This is a genomic window from Micromonospora aurantiaca ATCC 27029 (assembly GCF_000145235.1).
Classification (GTDB): Bacteria; Actinomycetota; Actinomycetes; order Mycobacteriales; family Micromonosporaceae; genus Micromonospora; species Micromonospora aurantiaca.
This window is the reverse complement of sequence record NC_014391.1, coordinates 163,218-185,904: the sequence shown is the minus strand read 5'-3', so window position 1 is coordinate 185,904 and position 22,687 is coordinate 163,218. Positions and strand designations below refer to the sequence as shown.

The following is a 22,687-nucleotide window of genomic DNA, read 5'->3' as shown; positions in this document are numbered from 1 at the left end:
CCCCTTTTAACGCCTCCGGTAGAGGAAGGGCCCCTTGTTAACGCCGAGCGTTAACAAGGGGCCCTTCCTTACACGCGGGGTGTCACTTCATGGTGGTGCCGGTGGAGCGCAGGTGCTCGCAGGCCTCGACCACGCGGGCGGCCATGCCGGCCTCGGCCGCCTTGCCCCAGACACGCGGGTCGTACATCTTCTTGTTGCCGACCTCGCCGTCGACCTTGAGCACGCCGTCGTAGTTGCGGAACATGTGGTCCGCGACCGGGCGGGTGAAGGTGTACTGGGTGTCGGTGTCGATGTTCATCTTCACCACGCCGTAGTCCAGCGCCTCCCGGATCTCGGACAGCAGCGAGCCGGAGCCGCCGTGGAAGACCAGGCTGAGCGGCTTGTCCTTGCCGTACTTGGCGCCGACCGCGTCCTGGATCTGCTTGAGCACCTCGGGACGGAGCTTGACGTTGCCCGGCTTGTAGACGCCGTGCACGTTGCCGAAGGTCAGCGCCGCCATGTAGCGGCCCTTCTCGCCCAGGCCGAGCGCGTCGACCATGGCCAGGCCGTCGTCGACGGTGGTGTAGAGCTTGTCGTTGATGGCGTTCTCGACGCCGTCCTCCTCGCCGCCGACGACGCCCACCTCGATCTCCAGGACGATCTTGCCCTTGGCGGCCTCGGCGAGGAGCTGCTCGGCGATCTCCAGGTTCTCCGCCACCGGCACGGCCGAGCCGTCCCACATGTGCGACTGGAACAGCGGCTCCTGGCCGCCCTTGACGCGCTCCTGCGAGATGGCCATCAGCGGCCGGACGAACTTGTCCAGCTTGTCCTTCGGGCAGTGGTCGGTGTGCAGCGCGATGTTCACCGGGTACTTCTTGGCGACCTCGTGCGCGTACGCGGCGAACGCCACAGCGCCGGTCACCATGTCCTTCACGGACGGGCCGGACAGGTATTCCGCGCCGCCGGTGGAGACCTGGATGATGCCGTCGCTCTCCGCATCGGCGAAGCCCTTGAGCGCCGCGTTCAGCGTCTGCGAGGAGGTCACGTTGATCGCGGGGTACGCGTACCGGCCGGCCTTGGCCCGGTCCAGCATCTCCGCGTAAGCCTCGGGGGAAGCGATGGGCATGTCGAACGCTCCTTACTTACCGCTCTCGGCCGTGCAGGCCGCTGTCTTCCATGGAGGGCGGCCGTTCCGGCCCCGGGTCTTCCCCGGAGCCGGCCGTTCCGGTCGCTGACGTCCACGGCTGCGCCGGACCGCGCTGTCCACCGCGGGCAGTATCCCGTAGGAGCGTGAGCGGGGCACAACCGGCCCGGACGCCGCTCACCGATTCTCCAGCCGGTCCGGCACGATGACGCTGATCAGCCAGCTCACCACCGCGACCACGATGGCGCCCCAGAAGGCGGCCCAGAAGCCGTCCACGTGGAACGGGAGCTTCAGCACCCCGGCGATCCAGTCGGTGAGCAGGAACAGCAGCGCGTTCACCACGAGCGCGAACAGGCCGAGCGTGAGCAGGTAGAACACGCAGCCGAACACCTTGATGAGCGGCTTGAGCACCGCGTTGACCACACCGAAGACCAGTGCCACCACGATCAGGGTGAGCACGTTGCTGCCGGTGTTACGGCCGCTCACCTCCACTCCGGGCACGATCAGCGTCGCGATCCACAACGCGACCGCGGTGATCGCCAGTCGGATCAGGAAGCCCATGCCTCCCATCCTGGCACCGGCCGCGCGCCGGGAGCGGGACAATCGCCGACTCCGCCGTTCCGCCCGCCACCCAGCGGCGGCCCGGAGCAGCCCGTACGGTGGTGGGGACGATGCCCGCACGGAGAACAGGGAGGGACGATGGGTCAGCCCGACGAGGACTTCGCCCCCAGTGACCACCTCGCCCCGGAGGAGCGGGATCTGGAGGCCGAGCCGGCCGACGCGGTGGAGCAGGCCACCACTGTGACCGACGAGACAGACGGCGAGCCGCACCGGGGCATGGAGGTCGACGACTGGGACGCCATGGAGCAGGCCCGCGTCGTCGCCGCCGACGAGGACGACTACCGCTGACCCGGCGCCCGGGTCACCGCAGGGCGGTGACCTGACCCGGGTGTTCTGCGGCCCACTGCGCCAGCCGGTCCGCGCGCAACGCGTCCAGGAACCCGGGGGCGAGTTCCGGGTCCGGCTCGTACCCGCGACCGTTCCACTCGTCGCGTACCGGGAAGGCGAGCGCGACCGGCTCGGCCGCGGAGGTTCGGCCGGCCGCGGCCACCAGCGCCGGCAGCGACAGGTCGCCGGTGTCGGCCGTGACGGCCGGTCCGATCCGCAGGAGCAGCCGGCCGAGCTGCGCCGGATCGGTCGCCGTGCCCTGCTCCCGCAGTTGGCGGAGCAGACCGGCGGCGTAGCGGGCCGCGTTGCGGTCCCGGTCCAGCCCGCCGTCGCGCAGGCCGTACCGCTGCCGCAGCAGGTCCACCGCCGCCGCGCCGTCGAGCCGCTGACATCCGGCCGGGAAACGCCGCTCGGTGTGCACCGAACGCACCGGCGCCGGCAGGCAGACCGGCACGCCGCCGACCGCATCGGTCAGCTCACGCGCCCCCGGGTACGTGAGCACCGCGCCGGCGTCGACGCGTACCCCGGTCAGCCCGGCGACCGCCTGGCGGGTCGCCCGGTAGCCGGCGGCCAGGTCGGTGCCCGACCCGGCGGCGCGGGAGAACGTCGCATTGAGCTTCTCCGTCCCGCCCTGCGGCGGCACCGGCACCAGCAGGTCACGCGGGAACGACACGAGGTGGAGCCGGCTCCGGTCGGCCGGCAGGTGCACCAGCAGCACCGAGTCGGCGCGCCGGCTGCCGACCGACTGGTCGACGCCGAGCAGCAGCAGGTTCAGCGCTCCGCCGGGCTCCGGCACCGGCGTGGGGGGCGCGGGCGCCGCCGCCGGCGCCGGCGGCCGGGGCGCCATCGCTGTGAAACCGACAAGCGCGACGGCGGCGACCGCCAGGGCGGTCCCGGCCAGGCGTACGCGCCGACGGCGCCGACGGCGACTGATCACCGCCCGGTCGACGGCGGCCCGGACCGGGCCGACGGGCGGGGTCGACTCCTCGAGGCGGGCGAACGCGGCCCGCAGCTCGTCCTCGATCATCAGCAGACCTCCACGAGTTCGGCTCGGAGGGTGGCCAGCGCACGCGAGATGCTGGACCGGACCGTGCCGACGGCGCAGCCGAGGATCTCGGCGATCTCCCCGTCCGGCAGGTCCTCGTAGTAGCGCAGCACCAGCGCGGCCCGCTGCCGCCGGGGCAACCGGGACAGCCAGGACCGGACCTGGTCCCGGTCCACGGCGGACTGGCGTGGTCGGTCGGCGCGGGCACCGACTCGTCCGCCTCGCCGCGCAGCAGCACCCGTCGCGCCCACGATCCGCGTCGCCAGTCGATGAACTGGTTGGTGAGCATCCGGCGCACGTACCGCTCCGGGGCGTCGGTGCGGGCCACCCGCCGCCAGTTGAGCTGGACCCGGACCATGGTCTCCTGCACGAGGTCCTGGGCCTGGTGCGGATCCCCGGTCAGCATGACCGCGTACCGCAGCAGGGCGCCCAACCGCGCGTCGGCGAACTCCTCGTACGTCACTGCACCTCCCGGTGTCCCGTTTCATGGACGGTCCCGGGCAGCCGGAACATTGCGGCGGGATTCGGCCTCCCCGGAAACCCCCACGACAGGAACCGGGCGATCACGAGATCATCGATGGGTGCTGCTGACCCTGACCACGACCCACCGCCCGGCGACCGACCTCGGACACCTCCTGGTGAAGCATCCGGACCGCGTGCAGAGCTTCGACCTGCCCGCCGGTGCCGCGCATGTGTTCTACCCGGAGGCGGACGAGGCGCGCTGCACCGCGGCGCTGCTGGTCGAGGTCGATCCGCTCAAGCTGGGCGGCGGCCGCCGGAACCGGGCGCCGGAGGGCTTCGCGCTCGGGCAGTACGTCAACGACCGCCCGTACGCCGCCTCCAGCCTGCTCTCGTCGGCGCTGTCGAAGGTGTTCCGCTCCGCCCTGCGGGGCGAGTCGCGCGACCGTCCCGAGCTGGCGGCGAGCGCGATCCCGCTGACCGTACGGGTGCCGGTGCTGCGCTGCCGCGGCGGCGCCGAGCTGGCGGTACGGATCTTCGCCCCGCTGGGCTGGACCGTGACTGCCACCCCGATCCCGCTCGACGAGACGTACCCGGAGTGGGGTGACAGCCGCTACGTCGACCTGACGCTGACCGGCACGCTGCGGCTCGCGGACGCCCTCAACCACCTGTACGTGCTGCTGCCGGTGCTCGACGACGCCAAGCACTACTGGGTGGCGCCGGACGAGGTGGACAAGCTGCTGCGGGCCGGCGCCGGCTGGCTGGCCGGTCATCCGGAGCGGGGCCTGATCACGCGCCGCTATCTGGCGCACCGCCGGGCGCTCGCGGGTGAGGCGATGGCCCGGCTGACCGAGCTGCGGCTCGCCGACGAGCCGCCCGCCGACGACAGCATCGAGCCGTCGACCGGAGAGCCGGCCGGGTCGTCGGGCGGCGGGGCCGGGACGGCGGAGGACGTCCGCCGGGCCTCCCTGGCGGTACGGCGACGGGAGGCGGTGCTCGCCGCGCTGCGGGACAGCGGCGCGAGCCGGGTGCTGGACCTGGGCTGCGGTGGCGGTGCGCTGCTCACCGCGCTCGTCGCCGACCGGCGGTTCACCGAGGTGGTGGGCGTCGACGTGTCGGACCGGTCGCTCGGCCTGGCGGCCCGGCGGCTGCGCCTGGACCGGCTTCCGGAGCGGCAGCGGGACCGGATCCGGCTGTGGCAGTCCGCGCTCACCTACCGGGACGACCGGCTCCGGGGGTACGACGCGGCGGTGCTGATGGAGGTGGTCGAGCACCTCGACCCGCCGCGCCTGCCTGCGCTGGAGGACGCGGTGTTCGGCCACGCCCGGCCGGGCACGGTGGTGGTGACCACCCCGAACGTCGAGTACAACGTGCGCTACGAGGGGCTCGCGCCGGGCCGGTTCCGGCACGCGGACCACAGGTTCGAGTGGACCCGGGCCGAGTTCGCCGCCTGGGTGGACCGGGTGGCGGCGGCGCACGGCTACACGGCGGTGCTCGGCGGCGTCGGCGACGAGGACCCGGAGGCGGGCACGCCGACCCAGATCGCGGTGCTGACGCGGGATGACCGCAATGAGAACACCAGCAACGACCGGAAGGAGGCGACGAACCGATGACCGTCCTGGACATCCCCGAGCTGGCACTGGTGGCGCTCGTCGGCGTCTCCGGCTCCGGCAAGTCCACGTTCGCCCGGCGGCACTTCGCGCCCAGCCAGGTGCTCTCCTCGGACACGTTCCGCGGGCTGGTGGCCGACGACGAGAACGACCAGTCCGCGTCCGCCGACGCGTTCGACGCGCTGCACCACGTCGCCGCCATCCGGCTGCGGCGGGGACTGCTGACTGTGGTCGACGCGACGAACCTCCAGCCGCACGCCCGCGCCGGGCTGATCCGGGTGGCCCGGGAGCACGACGTGCTGCCGGTGGCGATCGTGCTGGACGTGCCGGAGGCGGTGGCCTGGGAGCGTACGGAGGCGCGCGCCGACCGGACGCACGGCCGCCAGGTGCTCAACCGGATGCGCCGCGACCTGCGGCAGTCGTACGGGCGGCTGGCCCGCGAGGGCTTCCGCAAGGTGCACGTGCTGCGCGGGGTGGACGAGATCGACGCCGCGGAGGTCCGCTACGAGAAGCTGTTCAACGACCGGCGGGAGCTGACCGGCCCGTTCGACGTGGTCGGGGACGTGCACGGCTGCCGGACCGAGCTGGAGGCGCTGCTGTCCCGGCTCGGCTACGTGCTGCGGCACGACGACGCGGGCCGCCCGGTGGACGCGGCGCACCCGTCGGGGCGTACCGCGGTGTTCGTCGGTGACCTGGTGGACCGCGGCCCGGACTCGCCCGGCGTGCTCCGCCTGGTGATGGGCATGGTGGCGGCCGGGCACGCGATCTGCGTGCCCGGCAACCACGAGCAGAAGCTGCTGCGCAAGCTGCGCGGCCGGGACGTCCGGCTGACCCACGGCCTGGCCGAGACGATGGAGCAGCTCGCCGCCGAGTCGCCGGAGTTCGTCGCCGGGGTGGAGACGTTCATCGACGGCCTGGTCAGCCACTACGTGCTCGACGGCGGCCGGCTCGTGGTGGCGCACGCCGGGCTGAAGGAGGCGTACCACGGGCGGGCGTCCGGCCGGGTGCGGTCGTTCGCGCTCTACGGCGAGACCACCGGCGAGACCGACGAGTACGGCCTGCCGGTGCGCTACCCGTGGGCGCGGGACTACCGGGGTTCGGCGATGGTCGTGTACGGGCACACGCCGACGCCCGAGCCGGAGTGGGTGAACAACACCATCTGCCTGGACACCGGTTGCGTGTTCGGCGGGCAGCTCACCGCGCTGCGCTACCCGGAGAAGGAGCTGGTGGCGGTCCCGGCGGTGAAGGAGTGGTACGCCCCGGCACGTCCGCTGGTCCCGGTCACGCCGTCGCGGCCGGACACCGTGCTGGACCTGGCCGACGTGACCGGGCGACGGCACCTCACCCACGCGTACGGGTCGCTGACCGTGCCGGCCGAGAACGCCGCCGCCGCGCTGGAGGTGATGAGCCGGTTCGCGGTCGACCCGGGCCGGCTGGTGTGGCTGCCGCCGACGATGGCGCCCTGCTCCACGTCGGCAGTGGACGGGTTCCTGGAGCACCCGGCCGAGGCGTTCGCCGACTACCGCGCGGCGGGCGTCGAGCGGGTGGTCTGCGAGGAGAAGCACATGGGCTCGCGAGCGGTGGTGCTCGTGGAGCGGGAGCCGGGCCGTTTCGGCGGCGGGGTGGTGCACACCCGTACCGGCAGGCCGTTCTTCGATCCGCCGCTCGACGGCGAGCTGCTGACCCGGGTGCGCGCCGCGGTCACCGGCGCCGGCCTCTGGGCCGAGCTGGACACCGACTGGCTGCTGCTCGACGCCGAGCTGCTGCCCTGGTCGGCGAAGGCGAGCGGGCTGATCCGCGAGCAGTACGCCGGGGTCGGCGCGGCCGGGCGGGCCGCGTTGCCGGCGGTGCTCGCCGCGCTGGACACCGCCGCCGGGCGCGGGCTGCCGGTGGCGGGGCTGCGCGACCGGATGGCCGGGCGGGCCGCCGAGATCACCGCCTACTCGGCTGCCTACCGGGCGTACGTCCGGCCGACCGACGGGCTGCGCGGGGTGACGCTGGCGCCGTTCGCGGTGCTGGCCGGGGCCGGGGTGAGCTACGCCGACCGCGACCACGGCTGGCACCTGGCGCTGGCCGACCGGCTCTGCGCCGCCGACCCGGAGTTCTTCACGCCGACCCGGCGGCGGGTGGTGGACCTGGCCGACGAGTCGGCGGTGGCCGACGCCACCGAGTGGTGGCTGGCGCTCACCGCGGCCGGTGGCGAGGGCATGGTGGTCAAGCCGTACGCGGGCCTGGCCGCCCGTTCGCCGAAGGGCTCGTTGCTCCAGCCGGGGATCAAGTGCCGGGGGCGGGAGTACCTGCGGATCATCTACGGTCCCGGGTACACCGAGGCGGGGCAGCTCGCCGCGTTGCGCCGCCGTTCGCTGGGTCGCAAGCGCGGGCTCGCCCTGCGCGAGCACGGACTGGGCCTGGCCGCCCTGGACGCGCTGGCCGAGGACGCCCCGCTCTGGCGCCGCCACGAGCTGGTGTTCGCGATCCTCGCCTGCGAGTCCGAGCCGGTCGACCCCCGCCTCTGACGAGGACGCCCGGTCCGGCCGAAATGCCGGACCGGGCCGGGGTACCCTGTGTGGCCGTGGACACAGCAGAGAAGACCCGGATGTTCTCCGAGAGCGTGGCGCTGAACCCGCTCGATCCGAAGGACCTCATCCACACCTTCGGCATGATCGGCGTCTGGGTGATCCTCTTCGCCGAGACCGGGCTGCTCGTCGGCTTCTTCTTCCCGGGCGACTCGCTGCTGTTCCTGGCCGGGGTGGCCGCCTCTCCGGTGGCCGACGCCATCTTCGGCGACGGCACCCGCCTGTCCCTGGCCGGGCTGATGATCGGCGGTCCGCTCTGCGCCATCGCCGGCGCCCAGCTCGGGCACTGGCTCGGCGCCCGGTACGGCCGGCGCATGTTCGAGAAGCCCAACTCCCGTCTGTTCAAGCGGGAGTACGTGGAGAAGGCGGAGTACTACTTCCAGAAGTTCGGCCCGGCGAAGGCCGTGGTGCTGGCCCGGTTCATCCCGATCGTGCGGACGTTCCTCAACCCGGTGGCCGGGGTGCTCGGCATGCCGGCCCGCCAGTTCTTCGTGTGGAACGTGGTGGGCGCGGTCCTCTGGGTGGACGGCATCCTGCTGATCGGCTACCTGCTGGCCCGGCAGATCTACGACGCCATCGGCGACAAGATCGACAGGTACATCCTGCCGGTGGTCGCGCTGATCATCGTGATCTCGGTGCTGCCGATCTTCTTCGAGTTCCTCCGCGACCGGCGGGCACGCAAGCGCGGCGAGGCGGTCGCCGTCATCACCGCGGCGACTGTGGCCGGCACTGTGGAGGCGGCCCGGGAGGGCATCGAGGAGCACCGTCCCGGCCACGGCGACGGGCACGGCGGTCAGCACCGCCGCTGAGCACGTACGGACGCCGAAGGCCGGCCCTCGGACGAGGACCGGCCTTCGACAGCACTGCTCCAGCCGGGTCACACGGACGACGACAGCCGTCACCGTGCGCTGATGGCGCCACCCCTCGCACGCCACCGGTCACCCGGTCGGGACGACCCTCGGTCGGGTCGGCCCGAAGGTTTCAGCGAGCCTTCTTGGTGGCCCGCTTCCGCGGCGGGGTGAGCAGATCCGCGATCGTGGCGATCGCGGACGGCACCAGCCGGTAGTACGCCCAGACCCCGCGCTTCTCCCGCTCCAGCAAGCCGGCCTCGGTGAGGATTCGCAGGTGGTGGCTGACCGTCGGCTGCGAGAGGCCGAGCGGCGCGGTGAGGTCACACACGCACGCCTCCCCCTCGGGAGCCGACTGGATCAGGCTGAGCAGCCGCAGCCGGGCGGGGTCAGCGAGGGCCTTGAGGACCCCCGCAAGCCGCTCGGCGTCGGCGCGTTCGATCGGCTCGCCGGCAAGCGGCGAGATCTGAGGCATGGTCATTTCAGCCAACGCAGTTCCCACGTATTCCATCCTTCCACCAGCAGCATCGATCCGCCTGCATATCAGCAGATCCGAATCGGCAAACTTTTACGCCACAAGGCCGAGGTCAGCCAACGTATAGGCCGCCCGATAGGGCAATCCGGCGGCTCGCACCGTGTCGCCGGCACCTCGATCAACAATAACCGCCACACCCACCACCTCGGCCCCTGCCTCACGCAATGCGTCGACAGCCGTCAACACACTTCCACCGGTGGTGGAGGTGTCCTCGACCGCGAGCACCCGTCGCCCGGAGACGTCCGGCCCCTCGATCCGGCGCTGGAGACCGTGGGCCTTGCCCTCCTTGCGGACCACGAAGGCGTCGACCGCGTGGCCGGTGCCCGCCGAGGCGTGCAGCATGGCGGCGGCCACCGGATCGGCGCCCAGGGTCAGCCCACCGACCGCGTCGTAGGCCCAGTCGGCGGTGAGGTCACGCATGACCCGGCCGATCAACGGAGCCGCCTCGTGATGGAGCGTGACGCGACGCAGATCCACGTACCAGTCCGCCTCGCGGCCCGACGAGAGCACCACCCGGCCGTGCACCACAGCGAGGTCAGTGATGAATTTGCGCAGGTCGTCGTGGTCGCCCATGGCCCAAGAGCGTACTTCGCAAGTCTGAGCGCCATGTTTCGGGCCTGCCCTGGTCAACCCTGCGGGCGACCGACGGGTGGCGATGAGCGGCTACGCTGTGCGACCGTCCATCCCGGTCGGCCGCCGGGCCGGTGCGCGTACGGGCTGCCGCCGGTCAGCCGCGCTGCCGGCCGACCGCACCCCGGGTGTCCCGCCGGAAGCCGCGCAGCAGGCGCTTCGGCGCGTGCCGCAGCCCGGCCACCGCCACCTTGTACTTCCAGTCCGGCACGCTCACCGACTTGCCTTTGCGCAGGTCACGGAGCCCTTCGGCGACCACATCGTCGGCTCGCAGCCAGGCCCAGGCGGGCAGGCGCGACATGTCGATGCCCGCGCGTTCGTGAACTCCGGTTCGCGTGTAGCCGGGACAGAGCGCCATCACGCGCACACCCAGCGGTGCGACGGACTGGCCGATCGATTCACTGAAATTCGTCACCCACGCCTTGCTGGCCGAGTACGTGGATCCCGGCATGGGGACACCGAAGCCGGCAACGGAAGAGACATTTATCACTGCCCCGTGGCCTCTCTCGATCATCGGACCGAGGGCGGCGTGGGTCAGACGCAGCACGGCGAGCACGTTGAGCCGGACCAGCCGCGCCTCGTCCGCCACCGACGAGCGGACGAACGACGTGCTCAGACTGATGCCGGCGTTGTTGACGAGCAGCTCGATCGGCGTACCGGCGGTGAGCCGCTGCTCGACCGCCGCGCAGCCGTCCTCGGTGGACAGATCGGCCGCGATCGTCTCGGCGTCACCGCCGTGCCGGCCGGTCAGCTCGGCCGCCAGCGCGTCGAGCCGGGCGGCGTCCCGGGCCACCAGGACGAGGTCCCATCCGTCGGCGGCGAGCCGGCGGGCGAACGCCTCGCCGATGCCCAGGCTGGCGCCGGTCACCAGGGCGCGGCGCCGGGAGGGGTGGGTGTCACCGGTCATCGGCTGTCCTCGGGAGGTGGCGGGAACCCACCCGGCGGCGTCGCGGGCGGGACGGACGGGGGCGGGTTCAGGCCGGGTGGCGGCCCCCAGGGCGTCGGCCCGGGGGCGGCCGCGCCGGACACTGTCGAGCCGTAGCCGGACAGCCGCAGCGGTGCGGTACGGCGTCGCAGGAACGCGCCGGACGACGGCAGCGTGAGCAGCACGGCGACCACCAGATAGCCGAGGATCTGCGCCACCGACAGCGTCGCGTTCACCGGGATCCACCACGACGGGTACGCGTCGCCGACGAGCCCCAGCAGGTCGGCGGTGATCCGGTCGTCCGCGCCGAGCCGCAGCGGGGCGGCCCGCTGGCCGACCAGCACCGCCAGCCCGCAGCAACCGCAGAGCAGGCCCGTGCCGGCGACCACCCAGGTCGCCGTGCGGGCACCGGACCGGCCGGCGAGCAGACCGAGCGCGAGCCCGACGAGCAGCAGCGCGGCGAGCACGCCGAGCACGGCGGCCAGCACTGTGGAGCCGCGCAGCAGACCGGCCACCTGGTCGACGTCGCCGCCGCTGGCGCCGGTCCGCTCGGCTGCCGCGTCCCGGAACCGGTCCACCGTGCCGCCGCCGACGGCCAGGTTGACCACCGCGTACGCCACGGCGCCCACCGCCATCACCAGCAGCAGCGCCGCCGCGGCGAGGACCGTGCCCGGCCGGCGGGGTGCGGCCCGATCGGGGTACGACACGACTGATCCCTCCGGTAGGCGTCGGCTTGCAACCTACTCGGAGGGATCGTCGGCGTCGCTGCAATCCGGACGTCAACTTCCGGATGGCGGCTCCGGGTCGCGGCGCTCACCCGGCTGACCACCGGGCGCGGACGGCGGCTGACCACCCGGCGCGGACGGCGGCTGACCGCCGGGCGTCGACGGCGGGGTGCCGGGAGCCGGCGGGTACGACGGGTACGCCGGATCCCCGGACTGGCCCGGGTGCGACGGGTACGCCGGGTAGGCGCCACCGGGCACCGGCGGCTCCCAGCCGGCCTTGGGCTTGCGGAAGAACTCGTTCGCCTTCGGCAGCGCCAGCAGGATCAGCGCGGCCAGCAGGGCGAGCAGCGCGACCAGACCCAGCAGCAGGTTGACCGGGGTGTACCAGGACGGCAGCGCGTCCTCCAGCCGGCGCTGGATCTCCTCCGAGCTGGGCACGTCACCGGTGGTGTTGCCGCCGCCCGTCATGCCGCCGGTGAGGCCGGTCAGCAGCCCGCCGCCGGTGCAGCAGAACAGGATGCCGCCCAGCACCCAGGTGGTGATCCGGGAGCCGTTCTTGCCCCGGTTGTTCAGCAGCGCGAGGACGACGAGCCCGGCCGCGATCAGCAGCGACACGACCGCCGTGATGATGCTGAACGCGTACGCGATGTCGCCGGCCCCTTCGGCCGAGGTGCCCGCGTACGCGTCGGTGAGAACGTCGCGGATCTTGCCGACGACGGTCAGCGCCACGATCAGGTTCAGCACCTGGATCGCGGCGACGAGGATGAGCAGCCAACTGGAGAGCGTCACCACGCCGGGACGCGTGCGGGGCGGGGTGCCCGGAGCATCGACCATGATTCTCCCTTCCTGGATCAGATGCCCACCGTAGCGATCTTCCACCAGCTCAGCACGCCGGAAACGGCTCTACCTCTCGGCGGCGCGCCGCAACCGGCGGTGCTCGGCGGTGACCACGCCGAGCAACGCGAGATCGAGCGCGACGGCGGAGACCGCGCCGAACTGGTTCACAGTGAAGTTGAAGACCTGCCCGAACAGCAGGTCGACGAGCAGCGCCAGCTTGAACAGGCGGAACGCCTCGGCCCGGTTGCGGCGCAGCAGCCAGGCGGCCCACAGACCGAGCACGGCGGTGATCAACGCGGTGGCGCTGACGCCGAGCACCGCGCCCCACTCCCGTTCCTGGTCCAGTTTCCCGGTCACCCCGTCGAGGAACACCGCCACCACCGTGAGCACCGGCTCCACCACCAGGTAGACCACCACCGGCCAGACCAGCCAGCGGCGTCCGGCCGCCCAGACGGCGAGGCGCCGGGCCCGGTCCGCCGCCCGCTGCCAGAGCGGCACCGGCGGCGGTTCCCGGTGGGGCACCGCTTCGAGCAGGTGCGCCACCGCCGTCTCGGTGGCCGGTCCGGTGCCCTGGACGAGCCGCAGCACGGCGATCCGGCGGCGGTCGGTCAGCCCGCCCGGCAGGCCGCTGAGCACCATGTCCAGTGCGTTCGCGGTGCGTTCGGCCGGGGTCAGCCGGGACCGGCCGGTGCGCCCGCGTACCGCCTGGATGAGCAGGACCAGCAGCGCGAACGCGACATAGATGATGGCGGCGGCGGGGGCGTAGAAGTAGTCGGTGCCGGTGGTGACGAACTTGCCCACCTCGTCGATGAACAACCCGAACCCGATGCCGCCGATCACCGCCCCGCCGCTGCGGGCGCCACCGCCGAGGAAGACGAGCGGGATGCCCAGGCCGACGGCGAGCAGCAGGCCGCCCCAGAGGACGTGCGCGATGTGCAGCCCGCCGCCGCCGAGCTGTGGATAGTCGGTGGCCTTCAGGTACGCCCGCACGGCCAGCACGGTGACCACGCCGGAGAGCACGAACGCCTGGAGGTAGGACGCCGCCTCGACCGCCCGGGTCGGCAGCCGGCGGACCAGCCAGCCGATCCCCGGTCGGTGACGCGACGACGATTCGGGTGGCATGTCCCGAAACCTAGTAGCCGCGCCACTCCTCGCGGGCGTAGTCCAGCACCCTCGGGCGCAACAGGGTGGAGGCCGGTACGTCGATCCGGGCCCGGTCGGCGGGGAACGTGCCGGCGGCGGCCAGCACCGCCGGGGTGAGGAAACGCAGCGGCGGCGGATCGTCCGGCAGCGCCAGTTCCGGCGCGACGTCACCCGGCGCGGCGAGCACGAACCCCCAGTCGCCGAAGCTCGGCACGTCGACGTGGTACGGCACTGTGGCGAAGCCCGCCTCGCGCACCGACCGCTCGATCGACCAGTACGACCGGGGTGCGAAGTAGGGCGACCCGGACTGCACGACGAGCCGCCCGCCGGGGGCCAGCACCGGCCGGATCAGCGTGTAGAACTCGATCGTGTAGAGCTTCGCGGTGGCCGTCTCGTCCGGATCGGGCAGGTCGGCGATCACCACGTCGAAGCGGTCCGTGGCGGTACGCAGCCAGGCGAACGCGTCCAGGTTGAGCACCCGTACCCGGGGGTCGGTGAGCGACTCCCGGTTCAGCTCGCGCAGCTGCGGCTCCCGGCGGGCCAGCTCGACCACTGCCGGGTCGAGGTCGACGAGCGTCACCGAGCGCACGTCCGGGTACTTGAGGATCTCCCGTGCGGCCAGCCCGTCCCCGGCGCCGAGCACCAGCACGTCACCGTGCGCCCCCCGCATCGCCGGATGCACGAGCGCCTCGTGGTAGCGGTACTCGTCGATCGAGCTGAACTGGAGGTCGCCGTTGAGGAACAGCCGCAGGTCGGTGTCGGAGTGGCCGGGCTCGCGCACCGATCGGGTCAGCACGATCTCCTGGTAGCGGCTGCGCTCGGCGTGCACCACCGGGTCGCGGTAGAGCTGCTGGCGGGTGGTCACCTCGAAGTCGTGGGCGGTCACCCAGGCGTACCCGAGAAGCAGGCCGACCACGACGGTGGCCGCGCCCAGCGCGGCCCGCGCCCGGCGGCCGAGTTCGGCGCGGAACACGGTGAAGACGAGCACCACACCGGCGACCGCGTTCACCGCGCCCACCACGAGCGCGCCCTTGAGCTGGCCGAAGACCGGGATCAGCAGGAACGGGAAGGCCAGCCCGCCGAGCAGCGCGCCCACGTAGTCGGCGGCGAACAGGTCGGCCACCGCGCTGCCCGCCGACTGCTCCCGGATGCGTTGCAGCATCACCATGAGCAGCGGGATCTCCGCGCCGATCAGCAGTCCGAGCACGAACGCGGTGCCGACGAGCGCCGGACCGTACAGGTCGAGCCAGGCGAACGCGGCGTAGAGGCCGAGCACGGACAGGCCCCCGAGCAGCGCCAGCGTCAGCTCGATCACCGCGAACGAGACCACCGCCCGGGACTGCAACGGCTTCGCCACCAGCGCGCCGACGCCCATCGCGAAGACCATCACGCCGAGCACGATCGACGCCTGGCCGACCGTGTCGCCGATCAGGTAGCTGCCGAGCGCGACCAGCGCCAGCTCGTACACCAGGCCGCAGGCCGCGCACACGAAGACCGCGAGCAGGACCGCCGCGCGGGCCAGGCGCCACCGCGGCCGTGCGGCCACGTCGACTGTCACCGTCTGCTCCGGGTACGTCCGGCGGCTCCCGCCCCGGCGCGCTGCGCGGGCACCCGTCCCCGGTGGTTGCGGCGCTGGCGCACGCCCACGACGAGGAACAGCGCGGCGAGCAGGAACAGACCGAGCGAGCTGAGGACGTAGATCCAGCGGTCCCGCCAGAAGTCGTTGCCGGCGTCCGGCAGCGGTGCGGCGGCCGTGGACGGCGCGGCGGTGGGCGTCGCGGCCGGCTCGGCGAGCCCGCGCTCGGCGGCGAGCAGCGGCAGGATCGTGGCGGCCCGGGTGACGGCCCAGCCCGGGTCGTCGACGAATGCCTCCTCGTCCAGCCCGAAGCGGCCCAGCCGGGTCTCGATCGCGGCGAGGTCGGCGAACTCGATGTCGTCCGAGCCCTTGATCCGGATCGTGGCGGAGTCCTCCGACTCGCTGCTCGACGAGGTGTACCTGACGTTCGCGGACACCGCGATCCAGCGCGTGCAGCCGGGAGCGTCGACGACTGTGGTGCCGTCGCCGAGGTTGGAGCCGACGCTCACCTCGTCGTACACGTCGAGCAGTTCCCAGCCGTAGCAGATGCCCTGGCTGTCGGCGGCGGCCCGGAGGATCGGCACGGTGCCGGACCGCTCGTCGGCCGCCGGCGCGGGGACGGAGGTGTCCGAGTCGCCGCTGAACACACCGATGGCGCAGACGACGACCACGATCCCCACGACCACGGACCAGATCACCGTCTGGGTGCGCTTGTCCTTCCCCGCCGAATGCTGTGCGGGCTTTCCGCTCATCAGATGATCGCGGCCGCGATGATCGCACCGGTGGCGAGGTGCACGGTGGCGGAGACCCACACCGCCGGGTGCGGCTCCGGGTCGACGAGCAGCTCACCGAGCTTGCCCGGGGTGGCCACGTCGAGCAGCACGAACGCCGCCGCCATGATCACCAGACCGAGGATGCCGTACGCGGCGGCCCCGACCAGCCCCAGCGTGAAGTCGTCGTCGCTGGCCACGATCGCGGCGACCACGATCGTGCCGACCCCGAGCAGGTTGGACGAGAGCAGCAGAGCCGCGTTGCGGTTGCGCTCGGTCCAGATCAGGTCGTGGAGCTTGCCGGGGGTGGCCAGGTCGACCAGGACGTAGCCGATCGCCATCAGGACGACGCCGACCGCGCCGTAGGCGAGGGTGACCAGCAGGTCGGTGACGAGATGCTGCACAGGAGACTCCAGGGTGAGGGGGTCGGAGGGGCTACTTGCCGGAACCGGGGCCGCCGCCCCGGACCGTGCTGCCTCGGCCCCAGCCCCAGCTGTTGCCGACGACGCTGTGGTACCGGGGGTAGGCGGTGGTCATCTTCTCCAGCAGGATCACCGAGCCGACGGCGAGCGGGAGGATCACCACCGAGTCGTCGTCGTAGCGCAGGTACACGCCGCTGCCGTCGACGTACTGGTCGGCCGGCTTCCAGGTGTCGGTGATCTGCTTGGACACGTCGCTCGGCGCCTTGTTCGAGGTGTAAGCGATCGCGTTCGAGCCGATGTCCCGCCCGGTGGCGCGGGAGAAGTTGTCCTCCACGTAGCCGCGGGGCGAGAAGTTGCCGTAGAAGATCGTGAAGGCGGCGATGAGCGCGCCGATGACGGCGACCGCCACGCCCACCACGAACCACCGTCGGTACGTCACAGCTCCTCCACCACCGTCTCGGTCAGGACCAGCTCGTTGGTCTGCGGGTAGGCGTGCCAGGTGCGCCAGGCGAGCACGCCGTCCGGCGGGGCGGGCCGCACGGAGAGCGCGGTGACCGCGTCCTCGTCGCCGGGGAAGACGCCGATCAGCGCGTACGGGTCCTCGGCCAGTTCGGCGCGCAGCGCCGCGACCCGCGTACGCAGGCCGTCGCCCTCCGGCCGGAGCACTGTGGCGAGGAACCGGTAGCCGGCCGTCTCGTCGTGCAGCGTGCCCGGCAGGTGCGGCGGGCGGCCGGGCAGGCAGGCGACCGTCTCGGTGAGCGTGCCGAGCACGACCTGGTGGGAGGCGCCCAGCAGGCGCAGCCGCAGCCGGGGCAGGCCGGGCAGGTCGATGTCGCGTACGGCGAGCGCCGGCAGCTCCGGGCCGCCCAGGGCCAGGCTCAGATCGGCGGCGCTGGTGTCGACGTACGGCGCGTCCAGACAGACGAGCACGTCAGCGCACCGTGTCCGGGCCACCCTGCGGGTAGATCATCACCTCGGCGCGGCGCAGTTCCTCGCCGAGGTTGACCTCCCAGCCGGCCTCCCCGTACGCCTCGAACGACAGCCGTGCGCCGCCGGGCGCCTGGTAGTCGTAGTAGCGCATGGTGCCGTTCGGGTCGAGGCCGGTGCCCTCGGTGGCCGTGTACCGGGCCTGGCCCGACTCGTCCCAGTTGTAGCGACGGCCGGCGATCTCCAGCGTCGGGGCCCCGGGCGTCACGGTGGCCCCCGGCTCGCTGGTCCAGAGCACCATCTCCAGGTCCGGGTCGGCCTCGACGGAGAGCCAGCGCTTCACGCCGCCCGCATCGTCGAGTAGGTGCTCCGCCCAGCTCCAGCCGCCCTCGACCAGGTGCACCGAGCCACGGACCGTGTACGGCACCGCGCGGATCTCGACGATGTCGCCGGGCTTGAGCGCGCGCGGGTCGCCGCGCAGCGCGTCCGCGTCCCGGTCCCGGAACGGGTCACCCGGCGCCGCCTTCGTCTTCGGGCGGGACGCGGACTGGGACTTCCGCCACGCGATCACCGCGATCACCACTCCGGCCACCCCGACCAGACATCCCAGCGTGGCCAGCACCCACGCCAACGAACCGTTCACGACCGCCTCCCCCAACGTGCTCGGCGGGAACGGTAACAACCGCACGCACGCCTGCTGAAGTCCTGTTCGCTGAGTGTGCGCTCAGCTACTGTCGGCGGCGGCGAGCCGGTCGGCGGCGTATTCGCCCAGCGTGGCGCGGCCCATGAGGCAGCCGGAGAACGTGGTGAACTCGCCGTCGTCGCCGCGCAGCCGGGCCCAGGCGTCCCGCCCGGCGGCCGGATCGACCGCCTCCAGCAGCGTCGCCGCGTACGCCCGGCCGGCCGGCGAACCCTTGCGGAGCAACCTGTCGACCCGCTTGCGAGCCTCCTCCGGGTGCTCCCGCAGCCCCTGTTCCAGCGTCCGGTACGCCTCGGTCGCGGGCAGGATCTGCCCCGCCAGTCCCACCCCGCCGAAGGCGAGGGTGTCCGCGCCGTCGAGTTCCCGCGCAGCCGCGTCCAGTTCCCGTTCCCAGCTCCCGCTCATGCCCCACTATGTGCCCACCCCACCAACCCCTCACGCTCACTCCGTTCGCGTGAAAGGAAGGGCCCCCTTTTAACGCCTCCGGTAGAGGAAGGGCCCCTTGTTAACACCACGGCGCACAGCACCCACGGCACGCAGCACCCACGGCACGCGGGCCGGCACGGCCGGGGACGGCGAAGGCCCGGCCGGGAGGGCCGGGCCTTCGCGGGGTGGCGCGGGTCAGGCGGCGGTCACCGCCAGGGACTCCTTGGAGTCGGACAGGTCGACGCGGACCGTGTCGCCGTCGCGGATGTCACCGGCCAGCAGCGCCTTCGCGAGCTGGTCGCCGATCGCCGACTGCACCAGCCGGCGCAGCGGGCGGGCACCGTAGATCGGGTCGTACCCGTGCTCGGCCAGCCACGTGCGGGCCGCGTCGGTGATCTCCAGGCCCAGCCGGCGGTCGGCCAGCCGGCGGCGCATCCGGTCGAGCTGGATGTCCACGATCGACCGCAGGTCCTCGCCTTGGAGCGCGGCGAACACCACGATGTCGTCGAGCCGGTTGAGGAACTCCGGCTTGAAGTGCGACCGGACCACCGCGAGCACACCCTCCCGGCGCTCGTTCTCGGTGAGCGTCAGGTCGCTGATCACCGACGAACCGAGGTTCGAGGTGAGGATCAGGATCGCGTTGCGGAAGTCCACGGTACGGCCCTGACCGTCGGTGAGCCGGCCGTCGTCGAGCACCTGGAGCAGCACGTCGAAGACGTCCGGGTGGGCCTTCTCCACCTCGTCCAGCAGGATCACCGAGTACGGCCGGCGGCGTACCGCCTCGGTGAGCTGGCCGCCCTCCTCGTAGCCGACGTACCCGGGTGGGGCGCCGACCAGGCGGGCCACCGAGTGCTTCTCGCCGTACTCGCTCATGTCGATGCGGACCATGGCCCGCTCGTCGTCGAAGAGGAACTCGGCGAGCGCCTTTGCCAGCTCGGTCTTGCCGACGCCGGTCGGGCCGAGGAACAGGAAGCTGCCGGTCGGCCGGTCCGGGTCGGCGACGCCGGCCCGGGCGCGGCGTACCGCGTCGGAGACCGCGCCCACCGCCTCGGCCTGGCCGACCACGCGGCCGCGCAGCGTTTCCTCCATCCGGAGCAGCTTGGCGGTCTCGCCTTCGAGCAGCCGACCGGCGGGGATGCCGGTCCAGGAGGCGACCACTGCGGCGATGTCGTCCGCGCCGACCTCCTCCTTGAGCATCGCGCCGTCGGCCTGGAGCCGGGCCAGCTCTTCCTCGGCCTGCTTCAGCTCGGTCCGCAGCGCGGGGATCCGGCCGTACCGCAGCTCGGCGGCGCGTTCCAGCTCGCCGTCGCGCTCGGCCCGCTCGGCCTCGCCACCGAGGCGCTCCAGCTCCTCCTTGGCGGTGGAGAGCTTGGTGATGTGGCTCTTCTCGGTCTGCCAGCGCTCGGAGAGCGCGGTGAGCTGCTCGCGCTTGTCGGCCAGCTCCTTGCGCAGCCGCTCCAGACGCTCGGCGGACGCGGCGTCCGGCTCCTTTGCGAGCGCCATCTCCTCGATCTCCAGGCGGCGTACCGCCCGCTCGATCTCGTCCACCTCGACCGGGCGCGAGTCGATCTCCATGCGCAGCCGGGACGCCGACTCGTCCACCAGGTCGATCGCCTTGTCCGGCAGGAACCGGTCGGTGATGTACCGGTCGGAGAGCGAGGCGGCGGCCACGAGTGCGGCGTCGGTGATCCGTACGCCGTGGTGCACCTCGTAGCGCTCCTTGAGCCCGCGCAGGATGCCGATGGTGTCCTCGATGGTCGGCTCGCCGACCAGCACCGGCTGGAAGCGGCGCTCCAGGGCCGGGTCCTTCTCGATGTGCTCGCGGTACTCGTCGAGCGTGGTCGCGCCCACCATCCGCAGCTCGCCGCGCGCCAGCATCGGCTTGAGCATGTTGCCGGCGTCCATCGAGCCCTCGCCCTTGCCGGCGCCGACCACGGTGTGCAGCTCGTCCAGGAACGTGATGACCTGGCCGTCGGAGTTCTTGATCTCCTCCAGCACGGACTTCAGCCGCTCCTCGAACTGACCGCGGTAGGACGCACCGGCGACCATCGCGCCGAGGTCGAGCGAGACGAGCTTCTTGTCCCGCAGCGACTCCGGCACGTCGCCGGCCACGATCCGCTGGGCCAGGCCCTCCACGATCGCGGTCTTGCCGACGCCCGGCTCGCCGATCAGCACCGGGTTGTTCTTGGTACGCCGGGACAGCACCTGGATCACCCGGCGGATCTCCGAGTCCCGGCCGATCACCGGGTCGATCTTGCCGTCGCGGGCGCTGGCGGTGAGGTCCACGCCGTACTTGGCCAGGGCCTGGTAGGTCTGCTCCGGGTCGGCGGTGGTGACCCGGCGGTCCCCGCCCCGGACGGTCGGGAACGCGGCGACCAGGTTCTCCTCGGTGGCGCCGGAGTTCTTCAGCGCTACCGAGACCGCGCCGCCGACCCGGGCCAGCCCGGCCAGCAGGTGCTCGGTGGAGGTGTACTCGTCGCCCAGCGGCCGCGCGATCTGCTCGGCGGCGCCGATGGCGTTGACGAACTCGCGGGCCAGGGTCGGCTCGGCGATGCTCGACCCGCGTGCGGCCGGCAGCGCGTCGACCGAGCGCTGGGCGACGCGGCGCAGCTCGGCGGGGTCGGCTCCGACGGCGCGCAGCAGGCCCGCAGCGGTCGAGCCTTCGGTGTCCAGCAGTGACAGCAGCAGGTGCCAGGGCTCCACGGTGGCGTGACCGCGCTGGTTCGCCAGCGCGACGGCACCGGTGATGGCTTCGCGGCTCTTGGTGGTGAGACGTTCCGTGTTCATGGGCTCCCCCGGATCGGCGTGTCCACTGGACATGACACAACCAGAGTTGAGTCTATTCCGCTCAACTCCACCCCTGTGACCTGAGTCACCGTCCTCCGGTCCGGCCGGGGAGACGCGCGAGGCAGGGAGTCTCGTGGTCGGCGCGCAGCACGCAACGCCGGCCGCCGTCCAGCTTGCGGTCGCAGAACACCCAATGGCGTACGGACTGGTCGTCCTCCGTCGACACGGTGATCCCGCCCAGCTCCACCACCGCGAGGAACGCCAACGACCGGCCGGCCGTGCGACCGAGCATCTTCGCCCGGGCCAGGTCCGCCGCGCGCACCGGCAGATGGATCACGTACCGCCCGGTCACGGCCGCCCGGCCAGGTCGCGCATCGAGGGAGCCTGACGGGACTGCCACTCGCGCAACGCGCCCTTGATCCGCGCCGTCTCGTCCCGGCTACGTGCGACTTCGGCGTACGCGGCGGCGAGGTCCCCGGCGACGCGGTCGAGAAACGCGGCGACCTCGGCGGGGTCCAGCCCTCGCCGGCACGTCCTGAAACTGTGGCCCCGCACCTGCCAGGGCCGGAGCGGAAGGTACGACGCGGAGCGGTAGGGGCCGCCCGGCGCGGAGTCGGGCGGACGCGCGTTCCGCCGCTTCGGACGTATTCGCAGGATGTTGCGCACGACACTGTCCCTTCTCGCCGAGGACGGGGGTCGGGACGAGCCACGGGGGATGCCCGCCCCGACCCCGGAAGCTCCAGGTGCCATCCGGGAGCGTTCGCCAGCAACCTACAATCGGTACCAGTCGTAGGTCAACGATCGACCCACAATTGCTTGAGGTTGGAGGTGGGTGCATGGTCGAATGGGCATGCCATCCGGGGAGTGTGTATGCCCAAGCAGCAGTACCAAGTGCTCGCAGACGAACTGAAGAGCAAGATCGATTCGGGAGAGTGGCCACCCGGCACCAAGCTGCCGAGCCGCGCCCAACTGTGCAAGGAATACGGCGTCTCCGACACGGTCGTCGGCAAGGCGATGATGATCCTGCGCGCGACCGGCCTCACCGAGACGCTCGAAGGTGTCGGCGTGTTCGTGGCCGAACGGACCTAGACGAGCCGCCCGAGCCGCATCGTGCAGTCTGTAGTTCGGCCCCGGACGCGGTGCGTGCGTGGCAGCGGTAGCCTCACCGACGTGCGAGTACGTGTCGAACAGACCGCCCTGCCCGGGATCGGCGTACGTCATGATCTGATGACGGAGTCCGGCCGCCGGCTCGGCGTGGTCTCCCACCGCAATGGCCGCCGCGACCTGGTCCTATACGACCCGGACGATCCCGACTCCTGCCAACATGACATACCCCTGACCGACGACGAGGCGGAGGCGCTCGCCGACATCCTCGGCGCGTCGCTGATGCTGGGTCAGCTCTCCGGGCTGCGCGAGCAGGCCGCCGGGCTGCTGACCGAGCAGATCGCCATGCCGGCGGGGTCGAAGTACGTCGGCAGGCGGCTCGCAGACACCAAGGCACGCACCCGGACCAGCGCGTCGATCGTGGCCGTGCTGCGTCAGGGCGCCGTGAACGTCTCGCCCGATCCCACCTTCCGGTTCGAAGCCGGCGATGTGGTCGTCGTGGTCGGTACCCGTCAGGGGCTCGACGGCGTGACCGCGATCCTCGCCGAGACCGATCCGGACGGCTGACGCG

At 72.4% G+C, this 22,687-nt stretch carries 26 protein-coding genes and 1 pseudogene; 6 read left to right on the top strand and 21 right to left on the bottom strand.

Annotated features, from left to right (window positions below; translation table 11 throughout):
* Positions 1-82 precede the first annotated feature (82 nt).
* Complete coding sequence (gene fbaA / locus MICAU_RS00935) at positions 83-1,105, bottom strand: class II fructose-bisphosphate aldolase (RefSeq protein WP_013283394.1); 1,023 nt, start codon at positions 1,103-1,105, stop codon at positions 83-85.
* Between the two features lie 195 nt (positions 1,106-1,300).
* Positions 1,301-1,684 carry a phage holin family protein gene (locus MICAU_RS00930; RefSeq protein WP_013283393.1) on the bottom strand — a complete coding sequence of 128 codons (384 nt, stop codon included), beginning with the start codon at positions 1,682-1,684 and terminating at the stop codon, positions 1,301-1,303.
* Positions 1,685-1,822: 138 nt separating this feature from the next.
* On the opposite strand from MICAU_RS00930, the gene MICAU_RS00925 reads away from it, so the two are divergent.
* A complete protein-coding gene (locus MICAU_RS00925; protein WP_013283392.1) occupies positions 1,823-2,032 on the top strand; it encodes a hypothetical protein in 210 nt (69 codons plus the stop codon).
* A 13-nt stretch (positions 2,033-2,045) separates the two neighbouring features.
* On the opposite strand, the gene MICAU_RS00920 is transcribed toward MICAU_RS00925, so the two are convergent.
* From MICAU_RS00920 to MICAU_RS33520, 3 genes and pseudogenes are all read right to left on the bottom strand, one after another.
* A complete protein-coding gene (locus MICAU_RS00920) occupies positions 2,046-3,098 on the bottom strand; it encodes an LCP family protein (protein ID WP_013283391.1) in 1,053 nt (350 codons plus the stop codon).
* Positions 3,098-3,292 (bottom strand): sigma-70 family RNA polymerase sigma factor, encoded by a 195-nt coding sequence (locus MICAU_RS33525; RefSeq protein WP_342341501.1) that lies wholly within the window; start codon positions 3,290-3,292, stop codon positions 3,098-3,100. Before MICAU_RS33525 ends, MICAU_RS00920 begins: the two co-directional genes overlap by 1 nt.
* A 131-nt stretch (positions 3,293-3,423) precedes the next feature.
* Positions 3,424-3,522 (bottom strand): annotated as a pseudogene (locus tag MICAU_RS33520) (sigma factor); the annotation flags it as partial.
* Positions 3,523-3,697: 175 nt separating this feature from the next.
* Between MICAU_RS33520 and MICAU_RS00910 the strand changes: the two are divergent.
* The 3 genes from MICAU_RS00910 to MICAU_RS00900 all read left to right on the top strand — a co-directional run bounded on the left by MICAU_RS00910 (position 3,698) and on the right by MICAU_RS00900 (position 8,570).
* Complete coding sequence (locus MICAU_RS00910) at positions 3,698-5,188, top strand: 3' terminal RNA ribose 2'-O-methyltransferase Hen1 (RefSeq protein WP_013283390.1); 1,491 nt, start codon at positions 3,698-3,700, stop codon at positions 5,186-5,188.
* Positions 5,185-7,701, top strand: coding sequence for a polynucleotide kinase-phosphatase (locus tag MICAU_RS00905; RefSeq protein WP_013283389.1), 2,517 nt, complete (start codon positions 5,185-5,187; stop codon positions 7,699-7,701). Before MICAU_RS00910 ends, MICAU_RS00905 begins: the two co-directional genes overlap by 4 nt.
* A gap of 80 nt (positions 7,702-7,781) precedes the next feature.
* Positions 7,782-8,570, top strand: a complete 789-nt coding sequence (locus MICAU_RS00900; RefSeq protein ID WP_369752208.1) for a DedA family protein — start codon at positions 7,782-7,784, stop codon at positions 8,568-8,570.
* 172 nt (positions 8,571-8,742) lie between these two features.
* Here the strand turns inward: MICAU_RS00900 and MICAU_RS00895 are convergent, their stop codons facing one another.
* From MICAU_RS00895 to MICAU_RS00820, 16 genes are all read right to left on the bottom strand, one after another.
* Positions 8,743-9,120, bottom strand: coding sequence for an ArsR/SmtB family transcription factor (locus MICAU_RS00895; protein WP_007454255.1), 378 nt, complete (start codon positions 9,118-9,120; stop codon positions 8,743-8,745).
* A 57-nt stretch (positions 9,121-9,177) separates the two neighbouring features.
* A complete protein-coding gene (pyrE, locus tag MICAU_RS00890) occupies positions 9,178-9,717 on the bottom strand; it encodes an orotate phosphoribosyltransferase (RefSeq protein WP_013283387.1) in 540 nt (179 codons plus the stop codon).
* Between the two features lie 154 nt (positions 9,718-9,871).
* On the bottom strand, positions 9,872-10,681 hold the full coding sequence (locus MICAU_RS00885; RefSeq protein ID WP_013283386.1) for an SDR family NAD(P)-dependent oxidoreductase: 810 nt from the start codon (positions 10,679-10,681) through the stop codon (positions 9,872-9,874).
* Positions 10,678-11,406 (bottom strand): hypothetical protein, encoded by a 729-nt coding sequence (locus MICAU_RS00880; RefSeq protein ID WP_013283385.1) that lies wholly within the window; start codon positions 11,404-11,406, stop codon positions 10,678-10,680. Before MICAU_RS00880 ends, MICAU_RS00885 begins: the two co-directional genes overlap by 4 nt.
* Positions 11,407-11,478: 72 nt before the next feature.
* A complete protein-coding gene (locus MICAU_RS00875) occupies positions 11,479-12,258 on the bottom strand; it encodes a hypothetical protein (RefSeq protein WP_013283384.1) in 780 nt (259 codons plus the stop codon).
* A gap of 69 nt (positions 12,259-12,327) precedes the next feature.
* Entirely contained in the window at positions 12,328-13,326 is a 999-nt protein-coding gene (locus tag MICAU_RS00870; protein WP_041784385.1) for a hypothetical protein, read from the bottom strand.
* A 67-nt stretch (positions 13,327-13,393) separates the two neighbouring features.
* Entirely contained in the window at positions 13,394-14,962 is a 1,569-nt protein-coding gene (locus tag MICAU_RS00865) for a polyamine aminopropyltransferase (RefSeq protein WP_013283382.1), read from the bottom strand.
* Positions 14,959-15,732, bottom strand: a complete 774-nt coding sequence (locus MICAU_RS00860; protein ID WP_013283381.1) for a hypothetical protein — start codon at positions 15,730-15,732, stop codon at positions 14,959-14,961. Before MICAU_RS00860 ends, MICAU_RS00865 begins: the two co-directional genes overlap by 4 nt.
* On the bottom strand, positions 15,732-16,154 hold the full coding sequence (locus MICAU_RS00855; protein ID WP_013283380.1) for a DUF350 domain-containing protein: 423 nt from the start codon (positions 16,152-16,154) through the stop codon (positions 15,732-15,734). Before MICAU_RS00855 ends, MICAU_RS00860 begins: the two co-directional genes overlap by 1 nt.
* A gap of 31 nt (positions 16,155-16,185) precedes the next feature.
* The gene (locus MICAU_RS00850) at positions 16,186-16,611 is read right to left on the bottom strand and encodes a DUF4247 domain-containing protein (protein ID WP_013283379.1); all 426 of its coding nucleotides are present in this window, start codon (positions 16,609-16,611) and stop codon (positions 16,186-16,188) included.
* A complete protein-coding gene (locus tag MICAU_RS00845) occupies positions 16,608-17,102 on the bottom strand; it encodes a DUF2617 family protein (protein WP_013283378.1) in 495 nt (164 codons plus the stop codon). Before MICAU_RS00845 ends, MICAU_RS00850 begins: the two co-directional genes overlap by 4 nt.
* Before the next feature lies 1 nt (position 17,103).
* Positions 17,104-17,742, bottom strand: a complete 639-nt coding sequence (locus MICAU_RS00840; RefSeq protein WP_030269724.1) for a DUF4178 domain-containing protein — start codon at positions 17,740-17,742, stop codon at positions 17,104-17,106.
* A gap of 81 nt (positions 17,743-17,823) precedes the next feature.
* A complete protein-coding gene (locus MICAU_RS00835; protein ID WP_013283376.1) occupies positions 17,824-18,204 on the bottom strand; it encodes a hypothetical protein in 381 nt (126 codons plus the stop codon).
* 216 nt (positions 18,205-18,420) lie between these two features.
* The gene (gene clpB, locus MICAU_RS00830; RefSeq protein WP_013283375.1) at positions 18,421-21,012 is read right to left on the bottom strand and encodes an ATP-dependent chaperone ClpB; all 2,592 of its coding nucleotides are present in this window, start codon (positions 21,010-21,012) and stop codon (positions 18,421-18,423) included.
* An 85-nt stretch (positions 21,013-21,097) separates the two neighbouring features.
* The gene (locus MICAU_RS00825) at positions 21,098-21,364 is read right to left on the bottom strand and encodes a hypothetical protein (protein ID WP_013283374.1); all 267 of its coding nucleotides are present in this window, start codon (positions 21,362-21,364) and stop codon (positions 21,098-21,100) included.
* A complete protein-coding gene (locus tag MICAU_RS00820) occupies positions 21,361-21,678 on the bottom strand; it encodes a DivIVA domain-containing protein (protein WP_013283373.1) in 318 nt (105 codons plus the stop codon). The genes MICAU_RS00825 and MICAU_RS00820 overlap by 4 nt, the downstream gene beginning before the upstream one ends.
* Positions 21,679-21,882: 204 nt before the next feature.
* On the opposite strand from MICAU_RS00820, the gene MICAU_RS00815 reads away from it, so the two are divergent.
* Positions 21,883-22,101: a winged helix-turn-helix domain-containing protein gene (locus MICAU_RS00815; RefSeq protein WP_013283372.1), complete on the top strand. Its 219-nt coding sequence runs from the start codon at positions 21,883-21,885 to the stop codon at positions 22,099-22,101.
* An 81-nt stretch (positions 22,102-22,182) separates the two neighbouring features.
* A complete protein-coding gene (locus MICAU_RS00810) occupies positions 22,183-22,683 on the top strand; it encodes a cation:proton antiporter regulatory subunit (protein WP_013283371.1) in 501 nt (166 codons plus the stop codon).
* Positions 22,684-22,687 lie beyond the last annotated feature (4 nt).

Coding starts and splice junctions, on each gene's coding strand:
- MICAU_RS00900 (WP_369752208.1), top strand. CDS start 7,782: ATGTTCTCCGAGAGCGTGGCGCTGAACCCGCTCGATCCGAAGGACCTC.
- MICAU_RS00905 (WP_013283389.1), top strand. CDS start 5,185: ATGACCGTCCTGGACATCCCCGAGCTGGCACTGGTGGCGCTCGTCGGC.
- clpB (WP_013283375.1), bottom strand. CDS start 21,012: ATGAACACGGAACGTCTCACCACCAAGAGCCGCGAAGCCATCACCGGT.
- MICAU_RS00875 (WP_013283384.1), bottom strand. CDS start 12,258: ATGGTCGATGCTCCGGGCACCCCGCCCCGCACGCGTCCCGGCGTGGTG.
- MICAU_RS00860 (WP_013283381.1), bottom strand. CDS start 15,732: ATGAGCGGAAAGCCCGCACAGCATTCGGCGGGGAAGGACAAGCGCACC.
- MICAU_RS00885 (WP_013283386.1), bottom strand. CDS start 10,681: ATGACCGGTGACACCCACCCCTCCCGGCGCCGCGCCCTGGTGACCGGC.
- pyrE (WP_013283387.1), bottom strand. CDS start 9,717: ATGGGCGACCACGACGACCTGCGCAAATTCATCACTGACCTCGCTGTG.
- MICAU_RS00895 (WP_007454255.1), bottom strand. CDS start 9,120: ATGGAATACGTGGGAACTGCGTTGGCTGAAATGACCATGCCTCAGATC.
- MICAU_RS00815 (WP_013283372.1), top strand. CDS start 21,883: ATGCCCAAGCAGCAGTACCAAGTGCTCGCAGACGAACTGAAGAGCAAG.
- MICAU_RS00930 (WP_013283393.1), bottom strand. CDS start 1,684: ATGGGCTTCCTGATCCGACTGGCGATCACCGCGGTCGCGTTGTGGATC.
- MICAU_RS00920 (WP_013283391.1), bottom strand. CDS start 3,098: ATGATCGAGGACGAGCTGCGGGCCGCGTTCGCCCGCCTCGAGGAGTCG.
- MICAU_RS00925 (WP_013283392.1), top strand. CDS start 1,823: ATGGGTCAGCCCGACGAGGACTTCGCCCCCAGTGACCACCTCGCCCCG.
- fbaA (WP_013283394.1), bottom strand. CDS start 1,105: ATGCCCATCGCTTCCCCCGAGGCTTACGCGGAGATGCTGGACCGGGCC.
- MICAU_RS00835 (WP_013283376.1), bottom strand. CDS start 18,204: ATGAGCGGGAGCTGGGAACGGGAACTGGACGCGGCTGCGCGGGAACTC.